Below are 25,905 nucleotides of genomic sequence, written 5' to 3' on the forward strand. Positions count from 1 at the left end.
TAATACCACCACACGCCGCACAAGCTGAATCCGGATATTCCGGGTTCCTCAACCTGCCGGCGCACCGACCCCCGCGGTCGGGCGTGTCGCGATTTCCACGCAGACTCGACCGCATTCCATGGGGTTCAGGGTTATGTTTGGGCTTCAACCTGGACCCTGGCACCCGGCATTATCCGGATCGGGACACGAAGAAGCGCTTGAACAACTCATCCAGTATGGCGGAAATCCGAAGCAAAGGCCAATCGAGCCGGGAATGGCCATTGCCCGGCCCCTGCCGACTGTGGATGATGGTGGCATGTCCGTCCAGGATTCAGGCTCAGTGGAAGATCTCGCTGCTCGCTTGCGGCCTGGTTTCACTCTGGGAGTCGCAGCCGCTGCCTTCCAGATAGAGGGCGCCCTCACTGCTGACGGACGCGGCCCCTCCGGTTGGGACGCGTTCGCGGAAAAGCCGGGGGCAATAGTCGACGGCGGCTCCCCCGCCATCGCATGCGACCACTACAACCGCGCGGATGAGGATATAGCCCTCATGCAGGAGCTCGGTATCGACTCCTACCGCCTCTCGCTCTCCTGGCCCAGGATCCAGCCGGACGGCCAGGGTGCCCTCAACCAGCGCGGCCTGGACTTCTACGACCGCCTCCTGGACAAGCTCCTGGCGGCTGGCATCTCCCCCATGGTCACCCTTTATCACTGGGATACCCCGCTTCCCTTGGAGCATGCGGGCGGCTGGATGAACCGGGACACTTCCCAGAGGCTTGCAGAGTATGCCGCAATCGCGGCCCGTCGCTTCGGAGACCGCGTGGACCGCTGGGTCACGGTGAACGAACCTGTTTCCGTGACCCTGCAGGGCTACGCGCTTGGGGCGCACGCTCCTGGCCGTCAACTGCTGTTCGACTGCCTCCCTGCCGCACATCACCAGTTGCTGGGCCATGGGCTGGCGGTCAAAGCGCTCCGGGCAGAAGGGGTAAAAGGAGAGATCGGACTGTCCAACATGCATTCCCCGGTGCGGCCGGCGAGCAACCGCTTGTCGGACCGGCTGATGGCTGAGGCACTGGACCTGATACTGAACCGTATCTACGCCGACGCAGTCCTCCTTGGCCAATACCCCAAGCCGTCGCTTCCCCTGTGGCCTTGGTTCCGCTCCCTGGGCCCGGTCCTCGACGGCGACCTCGAGACCATCAGCCAGCCCCTGGATTTCTATGGCCTGAACTACTACTACCCCATCAAAGTAGCCTCCGGACGGGGGCCCGCCGAGATACCGACGGGGCAGGCCGAAGAAATGGGAAATGTTCCGTTCCATCTGGCCGCCTACCAGGAATACGAAACCACCGGCTTTGGCTGGCCCGAGGCACCTGAGCAGCTCGCCACGGTGCTCCACGAAATGAAGGAGCGGTATGGCCCTGCCTTGCCGCCTGTCTACATTACGGAGGGAGGCGCCAGCTTCCCTGAGCCGGCCCGCGTGGACGGGGCCATCAAGGACACCAACCGCATCACGTATCTGGCCGAGCACCTGGGACACGCCGTGACGGCGGCCGGCCCGGGGGGCGTGGCTGAAGGGGTTGATCTGCGCGGCTACTACGTGTGGACCCTGCTGGACAATTTTGAGTGGGCGGCTGGCTACTCGCAACGCTTCGGCCTGGTCCATGTGGACTTTGACACGTTGGAACGGACACCGAAGGAATCGTTCTACTGGCTGCGTTCATTGGCGCACGCGCGCAGGCGGGAGATGTAACCCAGGCCGGTTAAGTCCCTCCGCGGTCAGCCAGGCAACCTCAGGACCGGAAGCTACTGGTTCTTGTTGGCGCGGCGGATTCGCTTGGCCCTGTCGATCTCCTGCCGGAAATTCTTGCGTCCCCACAGGACCGCACCACCGATGGCAGCTATGACTGCCAGGAAAATCAGGAATTCCATCCCACGCTCCTCTTCTTGAACTGTAAGCCTATCGGATGCCGCCGGAGCCCTGGGAGGGCTCCGTCTGATCCGTACCCTGGCCTTCCGGCTGGGCTTCGGAACCCGCGGTCGGCTTGCGGTTCAAGCGCCACACTGCGAGGACGATGAGCCCAACGGCCACCAGCGCCAACATGGCGAAAGCGTACGTGCGTAGCGCCCACATGACGCTCAACACCACGCCGATGGCGCCCCAAACCACCGGCATGCGGTCGGCCACGACGAGTCCCGCAACAAGCAGCACCACGTGCGCCACCAGGACGTACAGTTGCTGGGCCGAGGTGCCGGCAAAGATGGTTGCCACCGATGTCAACGACAGGATCCCTGCCCCCGCGCACAGTCGCCACAAGCCATCTTGGCGCTGGCCCTTGATATAGCGCAGCCCTGCCATAACGGCAGCTGCCGCGACGTACCACTGCACTGTCCAGAACCAGTCCGGCCTGGCTCCGTCAGTAAACAGGACCGCCCGCTGCAGTGCGGCCACGGATGCCAATGCCGCCACTTCGCCGGCAAGCCATTTGCCCTGCGGGACCTCGACCACCACAAGCGCACCCAGCGCGAGCACCAGTCCGAAGGCCACCAAGGACGTTTCATCGCGCCCCATTCCGACGACGGCCGACGATGCGAGAGCCAGGGCAGCCGTGGCAGCCAGGGCCCGATGCCTCCAGGGTTCGCTACTGATAGCAGGCCCCCCAAAGACCTTGAAGGCGTAAAGGAGCACAGCAGAACCGACCGCACCAATCAGCCAGGCCGCGTAGTCAGTCCAGACACCGGCTGGCAGGCCCTCCAGCAAACCCCCGACGGCGGGTACCGCACCAACCAGCACGGACGGCGCGGCCGCTGCGTAGAGGGAAGGTATCCGTTCAAGATGCGAGGCGGCAAACAGGACAAGAGCCAAGACAAGTACTGACAATCCGCTGAGTCCAGCAGAAACAGTGAGAGCCAACAGTCCGCCCGTGAAAACCATGGCCAGGGATGACGCCAGCCAGAACCAACGCCAGGCGGTGCCAACCCCCGCAGCGCCGCGTGGTCGCGGCGCGGTCAGGGCCCGGGTAGCAACGGGCACCAGAGCCAGTCCCAGCAAAACCACGGGCACCTGTGACCCATCCATCAGTGGTTGATAAAGCCACGTAGCAGACGGAAAGCTCAGTGCCGGACCCGCCGCGAGCACTCCTCCGATGACTGCAACGACGCTCAGGTATGCCGCAACAATCCGCTGGGGACCGGGCACTGGTCGGCTTCCCTGTGTACCCATCAAGCGCCACGCCAAGGCAGCGGACGCCGGGACGAAGGCCAAGCCGAGCAGAACCACCCAACGGCCACCGTCGTCGTAATCCCTTGCCGCAAGGTACGCCAAAGGCAGCAGGAGCTGGGCAACCAACGTTGGCACGACTGTGCCACCCTGGAACGCGATGTCCGCCCTGAAAGAGCGCAAGAGCAACGTCACGCTGTGCTGCACCAACAGAACCAAAGCCAGAGCGATGGTCACAGCCGCCGAGGAAGACGTGGCGTCGGCAACCACGACTGCCACGAAAGCCGTGAACAGTACGCGGGCCCCGATCAGGTATCCACCACGAAGCGCCCGGTCCGGAACGGTCCACGCCATGAAAGCGCTGTAGGCGGCAAAAAGTCCCAACAGGATCTCGACGTCGCGGACGTCACCCGCCCGGACCACCAGAAGAAGAGCACACGCTACTGGGGCGAAGAGCCACGAGCCAGGGTGGCGGCGCAGGGTCACGCCGCACAGTATGGCGGCAAGGGCAGTGGCCAACGCCGCGACACCGGGCTGCCAGCCATCGTGCAGGAAACGGTACACCACTCGCCCGTCCACAGTGAGGACAATCGTGGCAACAGCCATCACTCCAAGCAGCACGGCAGCGTCGATCATCGAAGCCGTCGGGGCCCGACGCCGGCTGGATCTGCTCAGGGGAAGGGCCAGTTGTAGTGCGGCCACGACCACTACCACCAAGGGGACTGTTGGGATCTCGCCCGCAAGGACGACACGCCAGCCGTGGTCCGTGGCATCGACATAGACTAATGCCGCCAGGAGCGTGCCGCCTGCCCGCGCCAACCACCAGTACACCTGCCGATGGAATGGGCGGCTGATCCGCAGGGCAGTTGTGCAGAAGTAAGCCACGGCGACCAGGAGAACCACGTTTCCCACGGTCAACGAAACGGTGGCAACCGCAAGAATTCCTGTCAGCAAAGCAGTTGCCGGGGCGAGAATTTCACCAACGGTCGGGACCCATGAAGCGGGCCCGGTCCGGGCACTTCGGGAACCTTGGAACAACAAGAACCCGGACACCACCCCGGCACCGAGGACCCACAGAAGCGCCACGGCGACGAAGGCGCGACCTGGGCTGTGGTCGAATGCCGGCAGCGCCAGCAGCCCCACGATTGCAGCTGTACCGAACCCCACAATGGAAGACTGCGGCGCCAGAACTTTGGTTCCGTTGGCTGCAAGGACCCCATTCACCAACTGCTGCAAAGCTGACGCGGCCACGAATGCCACCAGCGAGAAAGTGAGCCTGTCCGGACTGTTTTCGAACATGGCGGCCACCGCGGCCGGCGCAGCGGCAGTCAAGGCAATCCGCCCGGCAAAGACGAGCTGCCGGCGGTAGTCGGTGGTGGCAATCGTCAACAGGAACCAGAAAATCGCGGCGGAGATCAGGAGAATCGTGACCGGCCAGGCACCCAGCCACGGACTGAACGCCAAGGCCGCTACAAGGACACCCGCGGGGGCAAACTCAACACCATGACGCAGCTTCCAGCCCAGGCACATGGCCGTCAGCATGGTCACGGCCAACGGAAGGTGTACAGGCAAGTCAAATGCGCCAAGCCCCAGCACAACCGTCAGCACGGTGGACGAAAGCAACTGCAGGGCCAAACAGGATAATGAATCGGACCACCAGAGACGGGGAGCAAACCTCGCGCCTCCGAAGGCCATCCCAAGGGCCTGGACACCCAGGCAGAGAACCGCAGCAAACAGCACTGTGCTGATGTCGGAAGAGACATCCCAGACCAGCCCCGTAATTGCCAGCGTCAAGGCGAGCCGCGAGGCATAGACATGCTGGACCCTGAACCGCGCCCGTGGTACGGCGGCCATCACGGCGAAGTAAGTACCGCACATCAGCATGACCAGTGCGTACTCCCCCTTTGCCAGAAGGTGCGGGGTCAGCGTCACGGCCAACGCAACCAGTGGAACCACGTAAGGGTGCAGCATCATCAACGGGCGGACGTACAAGGGAGGCAGCCAGCGCGGCCTCAGCAATGCTGCCACTGTGAGGACTATGGCCACGCCAATCAAGGCCGTGAAGTACCAGACCAGCGCCCCACCAAGGACGGAGACGCCAGACCACGCGGTGGAAATCATGAAGCTGAGTGACAAGTAGGCCAGGACCTTGTTGTCCAGCCTTAGCGCTGTATAGGCATAAAGAGCGGTTCCAAACAGGGATGTGACCAACCAAGCGGCGGGCCCGCTGTGGAGCACAAAGTTGTACATGGCCAGCCCGGTGACCGGGATGAGCGCGAGCCCCGTTCCCACGAATGCTGTAGCGGCAGGTCGCAAGCGCGGGACCCTGGCGTGAATGACCAGTCCGGACACGTAGAACAGCGTGGTGATGAAACAGATTCCAGCAAAACGGAACAACTCGGGAAGGCTGGTTCCTACGAAGAGTGCACCTGCGGCCACCAACAACAGGCTGGCGACGTAGAGGGTGATGTTAATGTTCTGCTGGTCCCGCTTTGCCTTGCGCGCTGCAACCTCGGCGGGCGTTTCCCGTCCAGGTCTTCCGCCGCCCACGGCCGGCCCCTGAAAGGGAACGCCGACTGAAGCGGGTGGGACTGGAACAGGAGCAGTGAAGAGCGGCGGGGCCGACTGGACGCGCCCTGGCGGCGTGGGCTGCGCGAACGCCGGCTGCGCGAGCGCCGGCTGCGCGGACTGGGGCTGCGGCTGCGATTGCGCGGGCCGGGGCTGAGGTTGTGGTTTTGGCGGTGGTGTACTCCCCCGCCGTTTGGCCTCTGCGTCCCGCCATCCAGCGATATGCCCTGCCAGGAAACCCGCCCGGTAGGACTGCGGATCCGTGGTACTGGATGGGGTGCCGTCCCGAAGGGCCGCCTTACGGCCTTGCTTCCGGCCGACGGCGTTACTGATCACTGCAGTTATGGCAAGCAGCATCACAATCAGCAGGGCGTTCACGGCAACTCCTCGGTCTCACTGGCCGAGAGTCAGCCAGCTTTTATCCATTCGATAGATAAATGATAGCAAAGAAGAACCCCACCGCAGAAGCGATGGGGTTCTTCCGAGCAATCTACCGGCAGTGCCGGGAAATCACCGATCTACAAGCAATGACTACTTGATGATCTTGGTGACACGTCCCGAACCAACGGTGCGGCCGCCTTCGCGGATAGCGAAGCCGAGGCCCTCTTCCATAGCGATCGGCTGGATGAGCGCAACGGTCATCTCAGTGTTGTCGCCAGGCATAACCATTTCCGTGCCTTCCGGCAGGGTGATAACGCCGGTTACGTCCGTGGTACGGAAGTAGAACTGCGGGCGGTAGTTGGAGTAGAACGGGTTGTGACGTCCGCCTTCGTCCTTGGACAGGATGTAGACGTTGGCCTCGAAGTCGGTGTGCGGGGTGATGGAACCCGGCTTGACGACAACCTGGCCACGCTCGACATCGTCGCGCTTCAGACCGCGGAGCAGGAGGCCACAGTTCTCGCCGGCCCATGCTTCGTCGAGCTGCTTGTGGAACATCTCGATACCGGTAACCGTGGTCTTCTGGACCGGGCGGATGCCGACGATCTCGACCTCGGAGTTGATGGCGAGGGTTCCACGCTCGGCGCGGCCCGTAACAACGGTGCCACGACCGGTGATCGTGAAGACGTCTTCGATCGGCATCAGGAACGGCTTGTCGCGGTCACGTACGGGGTCCGGAACGGACTCGTCGACAGCTGCCATCAGGTCCTGTACGGACTTGACCCAAACCGGGTCGCCTTCCAGAGCCTTGAGGCCGGAAACGCGAACAACCGGAGCCTCATCGCCATCGAAGCCCTGCGAGCTCAGGAGCTCACGAACTTCCATTTCGACGAGGTCGAGGAGTTCTTCGTCATCAACCATGTCGGACTTGTTCAGTGCGACCAGCAGGTAGGGAACACCAACCTGGCGGGCGAGCAGAACGTGCTCACGGGTCTGAGCCATCGGACCATCGGTTGCGGCAACCACGAGGATTGCGCCGTCCATCTGGGCAGCACCGGTGATCATGTTCTTGATGTAGTCAGCGTGACCCGGGGCGTCTACGTGTGCGTAGTGGCGCTTCTCGGTCTGGTACTCCACGTGGGAGATGTTGATGGTAATACCACGCTGGCGCTCTTCCGGAGCGGAGTCGATCGACGCGAAGTCGCGCTGCTCGTTGAGATCCGGGTACTGGTCGTACAGCACCTTGGAAATGGCGGCAGTCAGCGTCGTCTTACCGTGGTCAACGTGACCAATGGTGCCGATGTTGACGTGCGGCTTAGTCCGCTCGAACTTTGCCTTTGCCACAGGTTCCTCCTAGAACGATTTCAAGTGAAGTGCTCCTCGGCCGCGCTTTTCGCGGCAGAAACTTTAGCAAGTCTACTTGGGGGCTTGGTTTTGATGAAATTGCAGATTCAGGAACCAATAATAGTTCCTCGAGTCTGTTTGCGCAGGGGCCGGGCTGCGGCTCTCGCCACAGCCCCGCCTCATGCGCTTAGATGCCTTCCCGATACCGGAATTGCATCCGTTACCGGGAGATTACTCGCCGCGGGTTTTCTGGATGATCTCGTCGGCTACTGCCTTCGGGACCTCCGCGTAGCTGTTGAACGTCATGGAGTACACAGCGCGACCCTGGGTCTTGGACCGCAGGTCACCGATGTAACCGAACATGCCGGACAGCGGAACGTGTGCACGGATAACCTTCACACCTGCTGCGTCTTCCATGGACTGCATCTGGCCACGGCGGGCGTTCAGGTCACCAATAACATCACCCATGTATTCCTCAGGTGTGCGGACCTCAACATCCATCAGCGGTTCAAGCAGAACAGGGTTCGCCTTGCGTGCAGCTTCCTTGAAAGCCATACGTCCGGCGATCTTGAACGCCATTTCCGAGGAGTCAACATCGTGGGACGCGCCGTCGATCAGCGTGGCCTTGATGCCGACAACCGGGTAACCGGCCAGGACGCCGTCGTTCAGTGCATCCTGGATACCGGCGTCGACAGACGGGATGTATTCGCGCGGAACGCGGCCACCAGTGACCTTGTTCTCGAACTCGTACAGTTCGCCCGAAGCGGTGTCCATCGGTTCGATCGCAATCTGGATCTTTGCGAACTGACCAGAACCACCGGTCTGCTTCTTGTGCGTGTAGTCATGACGCTCGACTGCGCGCTTGATGGTTTCGCGGTAAGCAACCTGCGGCTTGCCGACGTTTGCCTCGACCTTGAATTCGCGGCGCATGCGGTCCACCAGGATGTCCAGGTGGAGCTCGCCCATGCCGGCGATGATGGTCTGGCCCGTGTCTTCGTTGAGGGAGACCTGGAAGGTCGGGTCCTCAGCGGAGAGCTTCTGGATAGCCGTGGAGAGCTTCTCCTGGTCACCCTTGGTGTTGGGCTCGATGGCAACCGAGATCACGGGCTCCGGGAAGCTCATGGACTCAAGGACGATCTGGTTGTTGGCATCGCACAGGGTGTCGCCCGTGGTGGTGTCCTTCAGACCGATGGCTGCGTAGATGTGGCCGGCGGTAGCGCCCTCGACGGGCATTTCCTTGTTGGCGTGCATCTGGAACAGCTTGCCGATACGTTCCTTCTTGCCCTTGGTGGAGTTGACCACCTGGGCGCCGGCCTCAACGTGACCGGAGTACACGCGGACGAAGGTCAGCTGACCGAAGAACGGGTGAGCCGCAATCTTGAAGGCGAGGGCCGAGAACGGCTCGTCGGCAGAAGGCTTGCGGGTGAGTTCCTTCTCTTCGTCGCGAGGATCGTGACCGATCATCGGCGGGACGTCGAGCGGGTTCGGCAGGAAGTCGACAACAGCGTCAAGCATCGGCTGGACACCGCGGTTCTTGAAGGCAGAGCCACAGAACACGGGGTACAGCTCGGAGTTGATGGTCATCTTGCGGATGCCGGCCTTGAGCTCCTCAAGGGTGAGTTCTTCACCTTCGAGGTACTTCTCCATGAGTTCTTCGGAAGCCTCGGCCACAGTCTCAACGAGCTGTGCGCGGTACTCTTCGGCCTTGGCCTGGAGATCCGCCGGGATTTCCTGCACTTCGTAGGAAGCACCCATGGTGACGTCACCCTTTGCGTCGCCAGGCCAAACCAAGGCGCGCATTTCGAGGAGGTCAACCACACCAATGAAGTCGTTCTCGGCACCGATCGGCAGCTGCATGACCAGCGGCTTGGCACCAAGGCGGGAGATGATGGTGTCTACGGTGAAGTAGAAGTCGGCACCGAGCTTGTCCATCTTGTTGACGAAGCAGATACGCGGAACGTTGTACTTGTCAGCCTGGCGCCAAACAGTCTCGGACTGCGGCTCCACGCCTTCCTTGCCGTCGAACACTGCGACTGCGCCGTCGAGGACGCGCAGGGAGCGCTCAACCTCGACCGTGAAGTCCACGTGGCCCGGGGTGTCGATGATGTTGATCTGGTTCTGGTTCCAGAAGCAAGTCACGGCGGCAGACGTGATGGTGATGCCGCGTTCCTTTTCCTGTTCCATCCAGTCAGTCGTCGAGGCGCCGTCGTGCGTCTCGCCGATCTTGTGGTTCACACCCGTGTAGAACAGGATGCGCTCGGTAGTGGTGGTCTTGCCGGCATCGATGTGGGCCATGATGCCGATATTGCGGACCTTGTTAAGGTCGGTAAGCACGTCCTGTGCCACGGGGTCTCCCTTTCGGATGGACTACACGTCCGCCGCCGGCTCGGTGGAGCCGGCGGCGTTCGGGAAGTTTTACCAGCGGTAGTGTGCGAAGGCCTTGTTCGACTCGGCCATCTTGTGGGTGTCTTCGCGACGCTTGACAGCGGCACCGAGACCGTTCGAGGCATCCAGGATTTCGTTCTGGAGGCGCTCGGTCATGGTCTTCTCCCGGCGGGCCTTGGAGTAGCCCACGAGCCAACGCAGAGCGAGGGCGGTGGAGCGGCCCGGCTTGACCTCAACCGGAACCTGGTAGGTGGCGCCACCAACGCGGCGTGAACGCACCTCGAGGGAAGGCTTGACGTTGTCCATGGCCTTCTTGAGAGCGGCAACGGGGTCGCCGCCGGACTTGGCACGTGCACCTTCGAGGGCACCGTAAACGATGCGCTCTGCGGTGGACTTCTTGCCGTCAACCAGAACCTTGTTGATCAGCTGCGTGACCAACGGGGAGCCGTAAACGGGATCGGAAACTAGCGGCCGCTTCGGGGCCGGACCCTTGCGAGGCATATTACTTCTTCTCCATCTTTGCGCCGTAACGGCTGCGGGCCTGCTTGCGGTTCTTGACACCCTGGGTGTCGAGTGCGCCACGGACAATCTTGTAGCGGACACCCGGGAGGTCCTTCACACGACCACCACGAACGAGCACGATGGAGTGCTCCTGGAGGTTGTGGCCAACACCGGGGATGTAAGCGGTAACTTCCACGCCACCGTTGAGGCGCACACGTGCCACCTTACGAAGAGCCGAGTTCGGCTTCTTGGGGGTGGTGGTGTAAACGCGGGTGCAAACACCGCGACGCATCGGGCTGCCCTTCAGCGCGGGAGCCTTGGTCTTGGAGACCTTCGGCGTGCGGCCCTTGCGGACCAGCTGGTTAATCGTAGGCACTTTCGTGTTCTCCGTTGTTTGATCTCTGCCCCCACACACGGGCGCCAGCCTGTGTAAACGTGGGAACTTTGGCGTTGCTCGTGCAGCCGGCCGAAACCTCCGGTAGGCGTGCAAAAGTGCGGCATTCGTTGCGCATGTTGCCCGCAACCCGGAAACAGGCTCCACCCAGCACCATGAGAACAAAACCAAAATGATGCTGCGGCGGCCTTCATCCACTGCCACACAGAACAATTACCAAAAGTCTAGCACGGCTTGATCTGGAGCCTTAATCGGGTGTATGGAGGACGACGGCGGAACGCAGCTGCCGCCGTCGTCCTCCTCTCCCCCGGCGAGCCGGGCGGCATACTGCCGTAAACGGGACAGGCCCCGCACTCGAAAGTGCGGGGCCTGTCCTTTACAGCATCAAAGCAACGGATCAGCGGAAGTCGTTGCCGAGATCGTAGTCATCCAGCGGGATGGCGTGGAACTCGGGAGCGCCGTCGCCACCCAGGGCGTCATAGGAGAAGTCGGTGAAAGCGCTGGGGCCCGTGAACAGGCTTGCCTTCGCTTCTTCCGTCGGCTCCACAGTGACCTCTGTGTAGCGGGGCAGACCCGTACCGGCCGGGATGAGCTTACCGATGATGACGTTTTCCTTCAGGCCGAGCAGAGGATCGCTCTTGCCCTCCATGGCCGCCTGCGTCAGGACGCGGGTGGTCTCCTGGAAGGAAGCGGCCGACAGCCAGGACTCGGTAGCCAAGGAAGCCTTGGTGATACCCATGAGTTCCGGACGACCCGAAGCCGGGGACTTGCCCTCGGACACGACGCGGCGGTTCTCGTCCTCGAAGCGGGCGCGCTCTGCAAGCTCACCGGGGAGCAGGTCGGAGTCGCCGGATTCGATGACGGTCACGCGGCGCAGCATCTGGCGCACGATAACCTCGACGTGCTTGTCGTGGATACCAATACCCTGGCTGCGGTACACGCCCTGCACTTCGTCCACGAGGAACTTCTGTGCCGCACGCGGACCCATGATGCGCAGAACCTGCTTCGGGTCCACGGGACCGTTGATCAGCTTCTGGCCGACACTGACGTGCTCGCCATCTTCGATGAGGAGGCGTGAACGGCGCAGTACCGGGTAGGCGATCTCTTCGGAACCGTCGTCCGGAGTGATCACCAGGCGCATCTGGCGCTCGGACTCTTCGATGGTGATGCGGCCGGCTGCTTCAGCAATCGGTGCGACACCCTTCGGAGTACGGGCTTCGAAGAGCTCCTGGATACGGGGCAGACCCTGGGTGATGTCGTCGCCACCACCGGCGGAAACAGCACCACCGGTGTGGAACGTACGCATGGTCAGCTGGGTACCGGGCTCACCGATGGACTGTGCGGCGATGATGCCCACGGCCTCTCCGATGTCCACGGTCTTGCCGGTGGCCAGCGAACGGCCGTAGCAAAGTGCACAGGTACCGACCTTGGACTCACAGGTGAGTACGGAGCGGACCTTGACCTCGGTGATGCCTGCAGCCAGCAGCTGGTCGATGACGACGTCGCCGCAGTCGGTACCGGCCGGAGCCAGGACGTTGCCCTGGGCATCGACGACGTCGACAGCCAGCGTACGTGCGTAGGCGCTGTTCTCGACGTTCTCGTCCAGGACGAGCTCACCGTTGGAATCCGGCACGGCGATCGGGGTGACCAGACCGCGCTCGGTGCCACAGTCCTCTTCACGGACGATGACGTCCTGCGAAACGTCCACCAGACGACGGGTCAGGTAACCCGAGTTGGCGGTACGCAGAGCGGTATCGGCCAGACCCTTACGGGCACCGTGCGTGGCGATGAAGTATTCCAGCACCGACAGGCCCTCGCGGTAGGAGGACTTGATCGGACGCGGGATGATCTCACCCTTCGGGTTGGCCACAAGACCACGGATACCCGCGATCTGGCGGACCTGCATCCAGTTACCACGTGCACCGGAGGACACCATGCGGTTGATGGTGTTCATCGGGGACAGGCTGTCGCGCATCGCCTGGGCGATCTCGTTGGTTGCCTTGTTCCAGATCTCGATCAGTTCCTGGCGACGCTCGTCGTCGTCGATCAGGCCCTTGTCGTACTGGCCCTGGATCTTGGCGGCCATGCCCTCGTAACCTGCGAGGATGCCCGGCTTGGAAGCCGGAACCTCGATGTCAGAGATAGCAACCGTGACACCCGAACGGGTGGCCCAGTAGAAGCCTGCGTCCTTCAGGTTGTCCAGCGTTGCCGCCGTAACAACCTTCGGGTAGCGCTCTGCGAGGTCGTTGACGATCCGGGACAGTTCGCCCTTGTCCGCAACAGCCTCAACCCAGGGGTAGTCCTCAGGCAGGGTCTGGTTGAAGATGACCTGGCCGAGGGAGGTTTCAACGAGAGCCGGCTGACCGGGCTCCCAACCTTCCGGAGCTTCCCAGCCAGCGAACGGCACGAAGTCGTCCAGGCGGATCTTGACCTGGGAGTTCAGGTGCAGCTCACGGGCGTCGTACGCCATGATTGCTTCCGAAACCGAGGAGAAGATGCGGCCTTCGCCGGCGGAACCGACGCGCTTGGTGGTCAGGTGGTACAGACCGATGATCATATCCTGCGAAGGCAGGGTCACCGGACGGCCATCGGAGGGCTTCAGGATGTTGTTCGAGGACAGCATCAGGATGCGGGCTTCGGCCTGGGCTTCCGGGCTCAGCGGCAGGTGTACTGCCATCTGGTCGCCGTCGAAGTCAGCGTTGAAGGCGCCACAAACCAGCGGGTGAAGCTGGATTGCCTTGCCCTCCACAAGCTGCGGTTCGAAGGCCTGGATGCCGAGGCGGTGCAGGGTAGGTGCACGGTTGAGCAGCACCGGGTGTTCGGTGATGATCTCTTCGAGCACGTCCCAGACCTGCGGACGGTAACGCTCGACCATGCGCTTTGCCGACTTGATGTTCTGGGCGTGGTTGAGGTCAACCAGGCGCTTCATCACGAACGGCTTGAAGAGCTCCAGGGCCATCTGCTTGGGCAGACCACACTGGTGCAGCTTCAGCTGCGGGCCAACAACGATGACCGAACGGCCGGAGTAGTCAACACGCTTGCCGAGCAGGTTCTGGCGGAAACGACCCTGCTTGCCCTTGAGCATGTCGCTCAGGGACTTCAGCGGACGGTTGCCCGGACCCGTGACGGGGCGGCCACGACGACCGTTGTCGAAGAGGCTGTCAACAGCTTCCTGAAGCATGCGCTTCTCGTTGTTGACGATGATCTCCGGAGCGCCGAGGTCAAGCAGGCGCTTGAGGCGGTTGTTGCGGTTGATCACACGACGGTAGAGGTCGTTGAGGTCGGAGGTCGCGAAGCGGCCACCATCGAGCTGGACCATCGGGCGCAGTTCCGGCGGGATCACCGGGACGGCGTCGAGGACCATGCCAAGCGGGCTGTTGTTGGTGGTCAGGAATGCGTTGACAACCTTCAGGCGCTTCAGGGCACGCGTCTTGCGCTGGCCCTTGCCGTTCTGGATGGTGTCGCGCAGTGACTCAGCCTCAGCCTGCATGTCGAAGGTTTCCAGGCGCTTCTTGATGGCCTCGGCACCCATGGAGCCCTCGAAGTACAGACCGTAGCGGTCGCGCAGTTCGCGGTAGAGGCCTTCGTCGCCTTCAAGGTCAGCAACCTTGAGGTTCTTGAAGCGGTCCCAGACCTGCTCAAGGCGCTCGATGTCGGCGTCGGCACGCTTGCGGACGTTCGCCATCTGGCGGTCCGCGGAGTCGCGGGCCTTCTTCTTGTCGGCAGCCTTGGCGCCTTCGCCTTCAAGACGGGCAAGCTCGTCTTCAAGGTCGCGGGCGATCGTGGCGATGTCGCTGTCGCGGTTGTCGATCATCTGCTTCTTCTCGAGGTCGTGCTCAACCTGGAGGTTCGGCAGTTCGGCGTGACGGCTCTCGGTGTCAACGCTGGTGATCATGTAGGCAGCGAAGTAGATGACCTTCTCAAGGTCCTTCGGTGCCAGGTCCAAAAGGTAGCCCAAGCGCGAGGGAACGCCCTTGAAGTACCAGATGTGGGTTACAGGCGCAGCCAGTTCGATGTGGCCCATGCGCTCACGGCGCACCTTGGCGCGGGTGACTTCAACGCCACAACGCTCGCAAATGATGCCCTTGAAGCGGACGCGCTTGTACTTGCCGCAGTAGCATTCCCAGTCGCGGGACGGGCCGAAGATCTTCTCGCAGAAGAGGCCGTCCTTCTCGGGCTTGAGCGTGCGGTAGTTGATGGTTTCCGGCTTCTTGACCTCACCGTAAGACCAGCCACGGATGTCTTCCGCGGTGGCGAGGCCGATCTGCATGAGGCCGAAGGAGGATTCGCTGGACATATGGTCCCTGTTCTCTCTTGTTCTCTAAATTCTGAAGTCTTGGTTACGGGAAGAGGGAGCTGATCCGGCGGACAGTGGTTGAACACCGCCCGCCGGAACGGCTGCTAGACCTCTTCTACGGAACTGGGCTCTGCGCGGGACAGATCGATACCCAGTTCTTCCGCAGCCGTGAAGACTGCGTCATCAGAGTCACGCATCTCGATAGTGGTTCCGTCCGTGGAAAGAACTTCCACGTTCAGGCACAACGACTGCATTTCCTTGATCAAGACCTTGAAGGACTCGGGAACGCCAGGCTCAGGGATGTTTTCGCCCTTGACAATGGCTTCGTAGACCTTCACACGACCATGGATGTCATCGGACTTGATCGTGAGGAGTTCCTGAAGCGTGTAGGCGGCACCGTAAGCTTCGAGCGCCCACACTTCCATTTCACCGAAGCGCTGGCCACCGAACTGTGCCTTACCACCCAGCGGCTGCTGCGTGATCATGGAGTACGGGCCGGTGGAGCGCGCGTGGATCTTGTCGTCCACCAGGTGGTGGAGCTTCAGGATGTACATGTAACCGACGGAGATCGGGTCCGGGAACGGCTCGCCGGAGCGGCCGTCGAACAGACGGGTCTTGCCGGAGGAGTCGATCAGGCGGTCGCCATCGCGGGTCACGTTGGTGGAGTCAAGCAGGCCGGTGATTTCTTCTTCACGGGCGCCATCGAACACCGGGGTGGCAACGGTGGTCTGGCCGGTTTCACGGGGCAGGTTCGGGAGGTTCTTGACCCACTCCGGCTCGCCTTCGATCTTCCAACCGGTCTTGGCAACCCAACCGAGGTGGGTTTCCAGGACCTGGCCAACGTTCATTCGACCCGGAACACCAAGCGGGTTCAGGACGATGTCCACCGGGGTACCGTCTGCAAGGAAGGGCATGTCCTCGACCGGAAGGATCTTGGAGATAACACCCTTGTTGCCGTGACGGCCGGCGAGCTTGTCGCCGTCGGTGATCTTGCGCTTGGCTGCAACGTAGACGCGGACCAGCTGGTTCACGCCCGGGGGCAGTTCGTCGTCGTTGTCGCGGTCGAAGACACGCACGCCGATGACCGTACCGGACTCGCCGTGGGGCACCTTCAGGGAGGTGTCGCGGACTTCGCGGGACTTCTCACCGAAGATTGCGCGCAGAAGGCGCTCTTCCGGGGTCAGCTCGGTTTCACCCTTGGGGGTGACCTTGCCTACCAGGATGTCGCCTGCTTCAACCTCGGCACCGATGTGGATGATGCCGCGCTCGTCCAGGCCGGCCAGGACTTCCTCGGACACGTTGGGGATGTCACGGGTGATTTCCTCGGCACCAAGCTTGGTGTCGCGGGCATCGATTTCGTGCTCCTCGATGTGGATGGAGGAAAGGACGTCCTCGGCAACAATGCGCTGCGAAAGGATGATGGCGTCCTCGAAGTTGTGGCCTTCCCATGACATGAATGCCACGAGCAGGTTCTTGCCGAGGGCGAGCTCACCCTGGTCCGTTGCCGGACCGTCAGCGATGATGCCGCCAACCTCCAGGCGCTGGCCTTCGTTGACCAGGACACGGTGGTTGTAGCAGTTGCCCTGGTTGGAACGGGCGAACTTGTTGATGCGGTAGTTGGTCTCGGTACCGTCGTCGTTGATCATGACAACGAGCTCGGCGGAAACCTCGGTGACCACACCTGCCTTCTTCGCGATGACAACGTCACCGGCGTCCACGGCTGCTGCGCGCTCCATGCCGGTGCCCACGAAAGGAGCCTCGGAACGGACCAGCGGCACGGCCTGGCGCTGCATGTTGGCACCCATGAGTGCACGGTTGGCATCGTCATGCTCGAGGAACGGGATCAGTGCAGTTGCAACGGACACCATCTGGCGCGGGGAAACGTCCATGAACTGGACATCTGCAGCGGGAACCAGAACGGGCTCGCCTCCACCACCACGGGCACGGACAAGGACGGTCTCTTCGGAGAACTTCTTGTCTGCATCCAGCGGAGCGTTGGCCTGTGCGATCAGGACCTCTGCTTCGTCATCTGCCGTGAGGTATTCGACGTCGTCGGAGACAACACCGTTGGACACCTTGCGGTACGGGGTCTCGATGAAGCCGAACGGGTTGATGCGGCCGTAGGATGCCAGCGAACCGATCAGACCAATGTTCGGGCCTTCAGGGGTTTCGATGGGGCACATACGTCCGTAGTGGGACGGGTGAACGTCTCGGACTTCCATGCCTGCGCGGTCGCGGGACAGACCACCCGGGCCAAGTGCCGACAGGCGGCGCTTGTGGGTCAGACCCGAGAGCGGGTTGTTCTGGTCCATGAACTGGGACAGCTGGGACGTTCCGAAGAACTCCTTGATGGCTGCCACAACGGGACGGATGTTGATCAGCGTCTGCGGCGTGATGGCCTCGACGTCCTGCGTGGTCATGCGTTCGCGGACGACGCGTTCCATACGGGACAGACCGGTGCGGACCTGGTTCTCGATCAGTTCGCCGACGGCGCGGATGCGACGGTTGCCGAAGTGGTCGATGTCATCGATGTCGACGCGGAGCTCGTGGTCTTCGCCGTCGCGCTTGCCCATGATGGTCTTCTCGCCGGCGTGCAGCGCAACGAGGAACTTGATCATGGCAACGATGTCTTCAACGTGCAGGACCGATGCTTCCTTGTCACCAAGGGAGCGGTCGATGCCAAGCTTGCGGTTGATCTTGTAACGGCCAACCTTGGCCAGATCGTAGCGCTTGGGGTTGAAGTACAGGTTGTCCAGCAGGGACTGGGCAGCCTCGACTGTGGGCGGCTCGCCCGGACGCAGCTTGCGGTAGATGTCCAGAAGCGCGTCTTCGCGGGTCTCGGTGGCGTCCTTCTCCAGCGTTGCGCGCATGGAGTCGTACTGGCCGAACTCTTCCAGGATCTGGCCTTCGGTCCAGCCGAGGGCCTTCAGGAGAACCGTGACCGACTGCTTGCGCTTGCGGTCAAGGCGGACACCGACCTGGTCGCGCTTGTCGATTTCGAGTTCGAACCAGGCACCACGGGACGGGATGATCTTCGCGGTGAAGATGTCCTTGTCACTGGTCTTGTCAGCGGCACGCTCGAAGTAGGCGCCCGGCGAACGGACCAGCTGGGAGACGACGACACGCTCGGTGCCGTTGACGACGAACGTTCCCTTCTCAGTCATGAGGGGGAAGTCGCCCATGAACACGGTCTGCTGCTTGATTTCGCCCGTGTTGTTGTTCATGAACTCGGCCTTGACGTACAGCGGGGCCGAGTAGGTGGCGTCACGGTCTTTGCATTCGGCCATGGTGTACTTCGGATCAGCGAACTCCGGCTCCGAGAAGCTCAGGGACATGGTGCCCTGGAAGTCCTCGATCGGGGAGATCTCTTCGAAGATGTCGGCAAGTCCGGAGGTGGTGGCGACGCTGAGGTCGCCCTCCTCGACAGCCTTCGCTACCCGCGCCTGCCAGCGTTCGTTTCCGACGAGCCAGTCAAAGCTGTCCGTCTGCAGGGCGAGAAGATTCGGAACATCAAGGGGTTCGTGAATCTTTGCGAATGAGAGGCGACGGGTGGCACCATCGGTGCTTGCCGTGTTAGCGGTTTCGTTATTAGAGGTGCTCGAGGCGACCAAGAGGGATCCTTCCACAGACCTTCAGGCGTTTTCAGATCTCCCCCGTTTGCATTCCGCAGAGTGCTCTGCAGGATACTTAATCCGGTTCCGCTATATGACCCGGACCCAGTCTGCCCATGGTTGTGCACGTTGTGGAACGGCACGTCAATGACGCAGCTGAGAGGTAAAGCCCACCGCTATATGAAGGCTGAAGGTTAACAGGGAAGACGCAAATATCTACAATACGGCAAAGCAGCCTTCCTGTCTACCCCAGATTGTCCGTGATTGCAAGCACCGTTGCCACAGGCACCCAAAGCAAGGAACCCTGCACCTGACGGAATGAGCGGAGCTCCCCCGCCGTTTAATGGTTAGGCTGGCGCACACACCGCGATAGCCTTGCTACACCACTCCCGGACCGGAAGAGAGACCATGAGCAACTCCGCCGACGACAATGACGTTGTCATCCTCGCCGCCTCCCGCACCCCACAGGGTCGGTTGAACGGACAACTGGCGGGACTGACCGCCGTCGAACTCGGTGCGCACGCCATTGGCGCCGCACTTGCCGCAAGCGGCGTCAAGGCCGAACAGGTTGATGCCGTCATCATGGGCCAGGTCCTCCAGGCCGGCGCCGGACAGAACCCCGCCCGCCAGAGTGCGATTGCCGCCGGCGTGGGCTGGAACATTCCCGCCGTGACCATCAACAAGGTGTGCTTGTCGGGCCTGACGGCGGTTATTGATGCTGCCCGCCTGATCCGCAGCGGGGACGCCACCGTGGTGGTTGCCGGTGGCCAGGAATCCATGACCCGGGCTCCCCACCTTCTCCCGGGCTCACGTCAGGGCTGGACCTACGGTTCCATCCAGGCCTTGGACGTAGCCGCCCATGACGGCCTCACGGATGCCTTCGACGGTCAGTCCATGGGGCTGTCCACCGAAACCAAGAACGTCACCCTCGGCATAGACCGCAAGGCCCAGGATGAAGTAGCGGCGGCATCGCACCAGCGCGCCGCTGCCGCGATCGCCGACGGAATCTTCGACGTCGAAATCGCCCCCGTGCAGGTCAAGCAGCGCAAGGGTGATCCGCTGGTGCTCACTACGGACGAAGGGGTCCGCCCCAACACCACGGTGGAGACCCTCGCACCGCTGAAGGCTGCGTTCGCCACGGACGGCACCATCACTGCGGGCAACTCCTCTCCCCTGTCCGACGGCGCCTCCGCACTGGTGCTGACCAGTCGCCGTTTCGCCCGGGACAACGGGTTGACGTACCTGGCCGTGGTGGGAAAGCCGGGCCAGGTTGCCGGACCGGACAACTCGCTGCACTCCCAACCGTCCAACGCGATTGCGCAGGCGTTGAAGCGTGCCGGATGGACTGCCGAGGATCTGGACTTCATCGAGATCAACGAAGCCTTTGGCTCCGTTGCCGTGCAGTCGCTCAAGGACCTGAACTATCCGCTGGAGAAGTGCAATGTCCACGGCGGTGCCATCGCCTTGGGCCATCCCATTGGGGCATCCGGCGCCCGGCTCGCGCTGCACGCCGCCCACGAGCTGAACCGCCGGGGAACGGGCAAGGCCGCGGTTTCCCTGTGCGGTGGTGGCGGCCAGGGTGAAGCCCTGCTGCTGTACCGCGACTGATGGCGGGCAATGTGGCTGACGGGGCCGAGCGTTTCCTTGCTGACGCAGCCGCGCGCGGACTGGACGTCGACGTCGTCGAGCGTCCGGCCGCGCGCAGCCTCGAAGAGGCGGCAGGCATCCTGGGTATTTCGCCCGCGGACATTGTGAAGTCCTTGGTGGTCAAGCACCGTGACGGGACATTCCTGTTCGCCCTGATTCCGGGGGACCGCCAGATCTCCTGGCCAAAACTGCGCGCTCTGGTGGGGGTCAACAAGCTGTCCCTCCCGCCCGCAGAGGTGGCCCTGGATGCCACCGGCTACGAGCGTGGGACCATCACTCCCCTGGGCAGCACCACAGCCTGGCCTGTGTACGCCGATGCCACCATTGCCGGCCGCCGCATCTCCATGGGCGCCGGGGCACACGGGCGCAGCGCCTTCGTCGACGCCGACGCGCTGACGGCAGCCCTGGGAGCCGTGGTGGCGGACATCAGCGAACCCAACTAGGTAACAGCACCTGTCGTATTGAGCGCTCATTGCGACATTTGCTGTTACCCAGTTGGGAAGATTAAAAGCAGGAAGCCCCGCCCGGCGAACCGGACGGGGCTTCCACAAGCAAAACGAGTTACTTGAGGGTAACCGTTGCGCCAGCTTCTTCGAGCTGAGCCTTTGCCTTCTCGGCAGCTTCCTTGTTGGCGCCTTCGAGAACAGCCTTCGGTGCGCTGTCAACCAGGTCCTTGGCTTCCTTGAGGCCGAGGGAGGTGATGGCGCGAACTTCCTTGATCACTGCGATCTTCTTGTCGCCAGCGGATTCGAGGATGACGTCGAAGTCGGTCTTCTCTTCAGCAGCTTCAGCGGCACCGCCGGCAGCGGGGCCAGCAACTGCAACAGCAGCAGCCGTAACTTCGAAGGTCTCTTCGAAGAGCTTGACGAACTCGGAGAGCTCGATGATGGTCAGTTCCTTGAAAGCTTCAATGAGCTCTTCGTTGCTGAGCTTCGCCATGGTGGCGTCCTTCCATTAGTTGGCGCAGGCCCGGATCGTACCGCTCCGTGCACCAGAGTTTGTTTGGGGGGAGAACTTAGTTCTCTTCGGTTGCAGCTTCGGCAGCGGCCGGTGCTTCTTCAGCAGCCGGAGCTTCCTCTGTTGCAGCCTCTTCAGCCGGGGCTTCATCAGCGGCCGGTGCAGGTGCGCCGCCCTCTTCTTCAAGCTTGAGGCGCAGAGCATCGATGATGCGTGCAGCAGCAGATGCGGGAGCCTTGAGGACACCAGCAACGCGTGCGAGCTGCAGTTCGCGGGACTCGAGGGCTGCCAGTGCGGCAACTCCTGCTGCGTCCAATGCCTTGCCTTCGAAGACGCCGGTCTTGATAACCAGCTGCTTGTTGGCCTTGGCAAAGTCCGTCAGGCTCTTGGCAGCAGCAACAGCGTCACCCTTGATGAAGGCGATTGCAGTAGGGCCGGCGAGCTGATCGTTGAATGCTTCAACTCCAGCTTCCTTGGCTGCAATGGCGCTCAGGGTGTTCTTGACGACCGAGAACTTGGTGTCCTGGCCGAGCGCAACACGCAGTTCCTTGAGCTGTGCAACAGTGAGCCCGCGGTATTCGGTCAGGACAGCCGCGTTCGATTCCTTGAAATCGTTGGTGATCTCCGCAACGGCGGAAACCTTGCTAGGCGTTGTCATAACCCTCCTTCCGGGGAATAAAGCCGGTCTTCCGGGTCCCCGCTCACGAGAGCTAAAACTAAAAACGCCCCGCGCAGATGCACGGGGCTTGGCTCAACACAGATGTATCCGTGGAGACTTGCTTCGTTCACCTGCGCCGGCCGCCCTATGTTCAGGGTCCTTCGTCAAGGAATTCACTTGGTTCTCAGGGGCGTAGCTGCAGAATTGAGCTGTGCTCGAAAGAGTGGATTCCCATCAACCGACGGTCTTTGGTACTTCAAGCCTACGGGAGAGCGTTCAGCAAACCAAATCGAGGCTGCCTACTCAGAGACCGTTGGCCCTTTGTCCCGCCCCGGAAGCTCCTTTTGCCACAGTCCGGTGACGCCCGCCGTCGTAAATCCCAACTGCTTGTTCACTGTGAGGAGGTAGCGGTTCTCCGGTGCGTTCCAGGTGTAGATCACCCGGGCGTCGGGGAACTGCTCGCTGAGCCTTTCCATGTTGGCCACCTTGATGAGCAAGCCCAGCTTGTTGCCGCGATGCTCCTGGAGGACCAGGGTGTCGTCCTGGAACACCACGTCCTGACGGTGCGCGAGGACGCTGATGGTGGTCAGGCCCACCAGCTTGCCGCTGTCCACATGCTCGACGGCGGTGACCACCGTGCGTCGTCCCTGCGCCAATGCGGCGTCTTCGGTTTCCCTCAGAACCGCGGTGTCGAAAACCATCCCGCTTGCTTCAACCTCGGGAGCGTCTTCCTCGGCGTCGTCGCGGACAACTTCGCCGGCTGCGTTTTCCAGCGCGGCAACAGCTTCCAGCCAAGGTTCCGGGCAGCGATCGGTCCAGTGGTGGAGGACGTACCGTCCGCCGTTGGCTTCCTCCGCCTCGAGCTGGAGGTCGGCCACGAGCTGGGAATCCAAGGGCAGGATGCAGGAACTGAACTGTTCAATGTGCTGGAGCGTGTAGCCGGCCTTCTTGGCGAAATCTGTCTCACGGCTGCTGACGGGAACAAAACCTGCCCCGCTCCCGGGGATCATTTGATCCTCGGGTACCTCCGTCAGTGACGTTGCAGGATGGTTTGTGTCCACCAGGACCATGGTGCGGCCCTCTGCGCGGGCGAGCTGCTCGGCAGCCTCCAGCAGTTGCCTTCCGACTCCCTGTCCTTGGAACTCAGGAAGGATGTCCAAGGTGAACTCGGCCAGGTCCATGTTGTCGGCCAGGGGCAGGGCGATGTCCACCACTCCCACGATGACGCCATCGACTTTGGCTACCAGGATGATCTGGCGTTCATAGGGATCCGAGAATTCCAGCAGCTTTTCCAAGGGTGTGTAGGCGAGGTCATCGCTCCCCCACGTTTCCATGCGAACCCTGCGCCCGACTTCCACTGCGTCCAGGAAATCGGTGGCCTCGGGACTATCCAGGGTGTCGGGCACCCACAGCTGCTCGACCTGAACGGTACCCGCCTCGTCTACAGTCATCCCAGCCGTTTCTGCCATTCGCCTTCAAAGCCGGTCGGCTTGAATCCAAGGGCGATATTTATGGCCAGCATATGCTGGTTTTCCACGGCGTTCCATGTCATCACCGACGTGGCGTCCGGCCAGAGTTCATTCGCACGGCGCAAATTGTCCACTTTCACGAGCATCCCCAAGCGGTGTCCACGGTGGCCCGGCGCCACCAGGGTGTCTTCCTGGTAGATCACTGCCGGCGCCTCTGTCCGGTGGGTCAGGACCGTATAGGCAGCCAGTTCGCCAGTGTCATCCCGGCGGGCAACGCACACTGCGGTGTCAATGCCGCTTGAGGCGTACGTGGCTTCCTCTTTGCGGACGCGTGCGACGTCCCACTCCTCGCCTTCCCATCCCAAACCCGCAATGGGAACCTCGGTGCTCATGAGGCTTTTGAGGCGGGCGAAGGCCACCACGAGGTCGTCCGGACAGTCATTCCGCCAGCCGAGGACGCTATAGCCCTCCGAACTCTCCAACGCGTCCGCTCTAAGCCCGCGGAGAAAGGCTTCCGGCACCGGGAAGGCCAGCGTGCTGTTCGTTTCCACCTGTTCCAGCGAATATCCGTGGTGAAGCGCGAAGCTGGTCGACGCAGCCGCCAACGGCACGCCTCCCGAACCGGACTTTGCCTGCAACAACTCAACACCGGCTTCGAGGGGAGCAATCGGCTCGCCACAATAGGCATCGAAGGAAACCCTCCCCCGCTCAACCGCCAGTTCCTCCACAACGGCCAGTATCCGCGAACCAAAGCCGCGCCGCCGGAATCCGGCGTGGACCAGCACGTCCACACCCGCCGTCGTCGTATTTTCGCTCAGGGGCAGCGTCAGCGTGCCGCTGCCAATTACGGTACCGTCCAGGCGGGCAAGAAACACCTGGCGTTCTTCGTACTCATTGCCCTGCCAGAAGTGCACGGCCTCAGCGAACGTGGCACAGCGGTCCAGGTTGCCCCACAGTTCAAGTGCATGGGCTTCCCGCAGCTGCTGGAAGGCCTGAAAGTCGGCGGCGTCGGCCGCGTCAGGACTTGCGGGGACAGGGATTCGCTCCACGCTCAGCCCGGCAGCCGCGGAAGTGTTCGACGACGTCACGCACCACAGCCTACGGCCCGCCCCGGCCTCCGAACAGCCCGGCAACGCAAAAGGACCGCCCGGCAAAGCCGGACGGTCCTTTTCAGAGCAAGAGCTCCCGAAGCTTACGCGTCGGTGAGAACCTTGGTGACGTTCGGGTCAACGGTGATGCCCGGGCCGAACGTGGTGGCGACAGTAGCCTTCTGGATGTAGCGGCCCTTGGAAGCGGACGGCTTCAAACGAAGCACCTCTTCCAGTGCTGCTGCGTAGTTCTCAGCCAGCTTGGTGGCGTCGAAGGACACCTTGCCGATGATGAAGTGAAGGTTGGAGTGCTTGTCGACGCGGAAGTCGATCTTGCCACCCTTGATGTCGTTGACAGCCTTGGTGACGTCCGGGGTAACCGTGCCGGTCTTCGGGTTCGGCATGAGGTTACGCGGGCCGAGGACCTTACCGAGGCGGCCAACCTTGCCCATGAGGTCAGGGGTGGCGACGGCTGCGTCGAAGTCGGTCCAGCCGGCTGCGATCTTTTCGATCAGGTCATCGGAACCAACGAAGTCGGCGCCGGCTGCGATAGCTGCCTCAGCCTTGTCACCGGTTGCGAAAACGAGGACGCGGGCGGTCTTACCGGTGCCGTGGGGCAGGTTGACGGTGCCACGAACCATCTGGTCGGCCTTGCGAGGGTCAACGCCCAGGCGGAAGGCGACCTCAACGGTTGCGTCGAACTTGGAAGGGTTGGTGTCCTTCGCGAGGTTGATGGCCTCGAACGGGGCGTAGACCTTGTCTGCCTCGATCTTGGCTACGGCTGCCTCATATGCTTTGCTGCGCTTTGCCATGCTGCTTGTTTCTCCTTGTGCAGTTGTGGTCTGCGGACCGCGCTGGGCCCTGCCACAGTCGTGGATCCGGCAAGGATCCTGCGACATTTCAATGTTTCAGGTGCCGGTTACCCGGCGGGTGAGGGCAACAATAGGCCCTCAGGGGTTCTAGCCTTCGACCGTGATGCCCATGGAGCGGGCGGTGCCGGCGATGATCAGGGCAGCAGCCTTGATGTCGTTGGCGTTGAGGTCTTCCATCTTGGTGGAAGCAATTTCCTCAACCTGTGCCTGGGTCAGCTTGGCAACCTTGACGGTGTGCGGGGTAGCCGAACCCTTGGCAACGCCTGCAGCCTTCTTGATGAGCTCTGCAGCCGGCGGGGTCTTGGTGATGAAGGTGAAGGAACGGTCCTCGTAGACCGTGATTTCGACCGGGATAACGTTTCCGCGCTGGGATTCCGTTGCAGCGTTGTACGCCTTGCAGAATTCCATGATGTTGACACCGTGCTGGCCAAGCGCAGGACCGATCGGCGGGGCCGGATTAGCGGCACCTGCCTGGATCTGCAGCTTGATGAGGCCGGTGACCTTCTTCTTGGGAGCCAATGTAGGGTCCTTCTCTCAATA

General features: G+C 62.1%; 17 protein-coding genes. 3 read left to right on the forward strand and 14 right to left on the reverse strand.

Going from position 1 to position 25,905, the window contains the following annotated elements; genetic code table 11:
- The first annotated feature begins 295 nt into the window (after window positions 1–295).
- Window positions 296–1,729 (forward strand): GH1 family beta-glucosidase, encoded by a 1,434-nt coding sequence (locus ACFUOZ_RS12020; RefSeq protein WP_377548262.1) that lies wholly within the window; start codon window positions 296–298, stop codon window positions 1,727–1,729.
- A gap of 53 nt (window positions 1,730–1,782) precedes the next feature.
- Here ACFUOZ_RS12020 and ACFUOZ_RS12025 read toward each other — a convergent pair whose 3' ends face one another.
- The 8 genes from ACFUOZ_RS12025 to rpoB all read right to left on the reverse strand — a co-directional run bounded on the left by ACFUOZ_RS12025 (window position 1,783) and on the right by rpoB (window position 18,674).
- Window positions 1,783–1,908 carry a hypothetical protein gene (locus tag ACFUOZ_RS12025; protein ID WP_281450706.1) on the reverse strand — a complete coding sequence of 42 codons (126 nt, stop codon included), beginning with the start codon at window positions 1,906–1,908 and terminating at the stop codon, window positions 1,783–1,785.
- A gap of 28 nt (window positions 1,909–1,936) precedes the next feature.
- Window positions 1,937–5,746 carry a hypothetical protein gene (locus tag ACFUOZ_RS12030; protein ID WP_377548265.1) on the reverse strand — a complete coding sequence of 1,270 codons (3,810 nt, stop codon included), beginning with the start codon at window positions 5,744–5,746 and terminating at the stop codon, window positions 1,937–1,939.
- A gap of 549 nt (window positions 5,747–6,295) precedes the next feature.
- Window positions 6,296–7,486: an elongation factor Tu gene (gene tuf, locus ACFUOZ_RS12035; RefSeq protein WP_144659414.1), complete on the reverse strand. Its 1,191-nt coding sequence runs from the start codon at window positions 7,484–7,486 to the stop codon at window positions 6,296–6,298.
- Between the two features lie 231 nt (window positions 7,487–7,717).
- A complete protein-coding gene (gene fusA, locus ACFUOZ_RS12040; RefSeq protein WP_144659413.1) occupies window positions 7,718–9,832 on the reverse strand; it encodes an elongation factor G in 2,115 nt (704 codons plus the stop codon).
- A gap of 69 nt (window positions 9,833–9,901) precedes the next feature.
- Entirely contained in the window at window positions 9,902–10,372 is a 471-nt protein-coding gene (rpsG, locus tag ACFUOZ_RS12045; protein WP_003803829.1) for a 30S ribosomal protein S7, read from the reverse strand.
- Window position 10,373: 1 nt separating this feature from the next.
- Window positions 10,374–10,748, reverse strand: coding sequence for a 30S ribosomal protein S12 (rpsL, locus tag ACFUOZ_RS12050; protein ID WP_009358312.1), 375 nt, complete (start codon window positions 10,746–10,748; stop codon window positions 10,374–10,376).
- Between the two features lie 415 nt (window positions 10,749–11,163).
- Entirely contained in the window at window positions 11,164–15,063 is a 3,900-nt protein-coding gene (locus ACFUOZ_RS12055; protein WP_377548268.1) for a DNA-directed RNA polymerase subunit beta', read from the reverse strand.
- A gap of 104 nt (window positions 15,064–15,167) precedes the next feature.
- The gene (gene rpoB / locus ACFUOZ_RS12060; protein ID WP_144659411.1) at window positions 15,168–18,674 is read right to left on the reverse strand and encodes a DNA-directed RNA polymerase subunit beta; all 3,507 of its coding nucleotides are present in this window, start codon (window positions 18,672–18,674) and stop codon (window positions 15,168–15,170) included.
- Window positions 18,675–19,082: 408 nt separating this feature from the next.
- On the opposite strand from rpoB, the gene ACFUOZ_RS12065 reads away from it, so the two are divergent.
- Both ACFUOZ_RS12065 and ACFUOZ_RS12070 read left to right on the forward strand, forming a co-directional pair.
- Window positions 19,083–20,282: an acetyl-CoA C-acetyltransferase gene (locus ACFUOZ_RS12065; RefSeq protein ID WP_377548271.1), complete on the forward strand. Its 1,200-nt coding sequence runs from the start codon at window positions 19,083–19,085 to the stop codon at window positions 20,280–20,282.
- Between the two features lie 11 nt (window positions 20,283–20,293).
- Window positions 20,294–20,764: an aminoacyl-tRNA deacylase gene (locus ACFUOZ_RS12070; RefSeq protein ID WP_377548273.1), complete on the forward strand. Its 471-nt coding sequence runs from the start codon at window positions 20,294–20,296 to the stop codon at window positions 20,762–20,764.
- A gap of 118 nt (window positions 20,765–20,882) precedes the next feature.
- Here the strand turns inward: ACFUOZ_RS12070 and rplL are convergent, their stop codons facing one another.
- The 6 genes from rplL to rplK all read right to left on the reverse strand — a co-directional run bounded on the left by rplL (window position 20,883) and on the right by rplK (window position 25,884).
- Window positions 20,883–21,260 carry a 50S ribosomal protein L7/L12 gene (gene rplL / locus ACFUOZ_RS12075; protein WP_144659408.1) on the reverse strand — a complete coding sequence of 126 codons (378 nt, stop codon included), beginning with the start codon at window positions 21,258–21,260 and terminating at the stop codon, window positions 20,883–20,885.
- A 76-nt stretch (window positions 21,261–21,336) separates the two neighbouring features.
- Complete coding sequence (rplJ, locus tag ACFUOZ_RS12080) at window positions 21,337–21,936, reverse strand: 50S ribosomal protein L10 (protein ID WP_377548275.1); 600 nt, start codon at window positions 21,934–21,936, stop codon at window positions 21,337–21,339.
- Between the two features lie 299 nt (window positions 21,937–22,235).
- The gene (locus ACFUOZ_RS12085; RefSeq protein WP_377548278.1) at window positions 22,236–23,405 is read right to left on the reverse strand and encodes a GNAT family N-acetyltransferase; all 1,170 of its coding nucleotides are present in this window, start codon (window positions 23,403–23,405) and stop codon (window positions 22,236–22,238) included.
- Window positions 23,384–24,493 carry a GNAT family N-acetyltransferase gene (locus ACFUOZ_RS12090; RefSeq protein WP_377548281.1) on the reverse strand — a complete coding sequence of 370 codons (1,110 nt, stop codon included), beginning with the start codon at window positions 24,491–24,493 and terminating at the stop codon, window positions 23,384–23,386. The genes ACFUOZ_RS12085 and ACFUOZ_RS12090 overlap by 22 nt, the downstream gene beginning before the upstream one ends.
- 104 nt (window positions 24,494–24,597) lie before the next feature.
- Complete coding sequence (gene rplA, locus ACFUOZ_RS12095) at window positions 24,598–25,305, reverse strand: 50S ribosomal protein L1 (RefSeq protein WP_377548284.1); 708 nt, start codon at window positions 25,303–25,305, stop codon at window positions 24,598–24,600.
- Between the two features lie 147 nt (window positions 25,306–25,452).
- Window positions 25,453–25,884, reverse strand: a complete 432-nt coding sequence (gene rplK, locus ACFUOZ_RS12100) for a 50S ribosomal protein L11 (protein ID WP_011775609.1) — start codon at window positions 25,882–25,884, stop codon at window positions 25,453–25,455.
- Window positions 25,885–25,905: the final 21 nt, after the last annotated feature.

Source organism: Paenarthrobacter sp. NPDC057355, assembly GCF_042667405.1.
Taxonomy (GTDB): Bacteria; Actinomycetota; Actinomycetes; order Actinomycetales; family Micrococcaceae; genus Arthrobacter.

What these genes read in the sequence shown, in the direction of transcription:
- rpsG (WP_003803829.1), bottom strand. Translation starts at nt 10,372, where the DNA reads ATGCCTCGCAAGGGTCCGGCCCCGAAGCGGCCGCTAGTTTCCGATCCC.
- rplJ (WP_377548275.1), bottom strand. Translation starts at nt 21,936, where the DNA reads ATGACAACGCCTAGCAAGGTTTCCGCCGTTGCGGAGATCACCAACGAT.
- ACFUOZ_RS12065 (WP_377548271.1), top strand. Translation starts at nt 19,083, where the DNA reads ATGAGCAACTCCGCCGACGACAATGACGTTGTCATCCTCGCCGCCTCC.
- rplA (WP_377548284.1), bottom strand. Translation starts at nt 25,305, where the DNA reads ATGGCAAAGCGCAGCAAAGCATATGAGGCAGCCGTAGCCAAGATCGAG.
- ACFUOZ_RS12020 (WP_377548262.1), top strand. Translation starts at nt 296, where the DNA reads ATGTCCGTCCAGGATTCAGGCTCAGTGGAAGATCTCGCTGCTCGCTTG.
- ACFUOZ_RS12055 (WP_377548268.1), bottom strand. Translation starts at nt 15,063, where the DNA reads ATGTCCAGCGAATCCTCCTTCGGCCTCATGCAGATCGGCCTCGCCACC.
- ACFUOZ_RS12025 (WP_281450706.1), bottom strand. Translation starts at nt 1,908, where the DNA reads ATGGAATTCCTGATTTTCCTGGCAGTCATAGCTGCCATCGGTGGTGCG.
- rplL (WP_144659408.1), bottom strand. Translation starts at nt 21,260, where the DNA reads ATGGCGAAGCTCAGCAACGAAGAGCTCATTGAAGCTTTCAAGGAACTG.
- ACFUOZ_RS12085 (WP_377548278.1), bottom strand. Translation starts at nt 23,405, where the DNA reads ATGGCAGAAACGGCTGGGATGACTGTAGACGAGGCGGGTACCGTTCAG.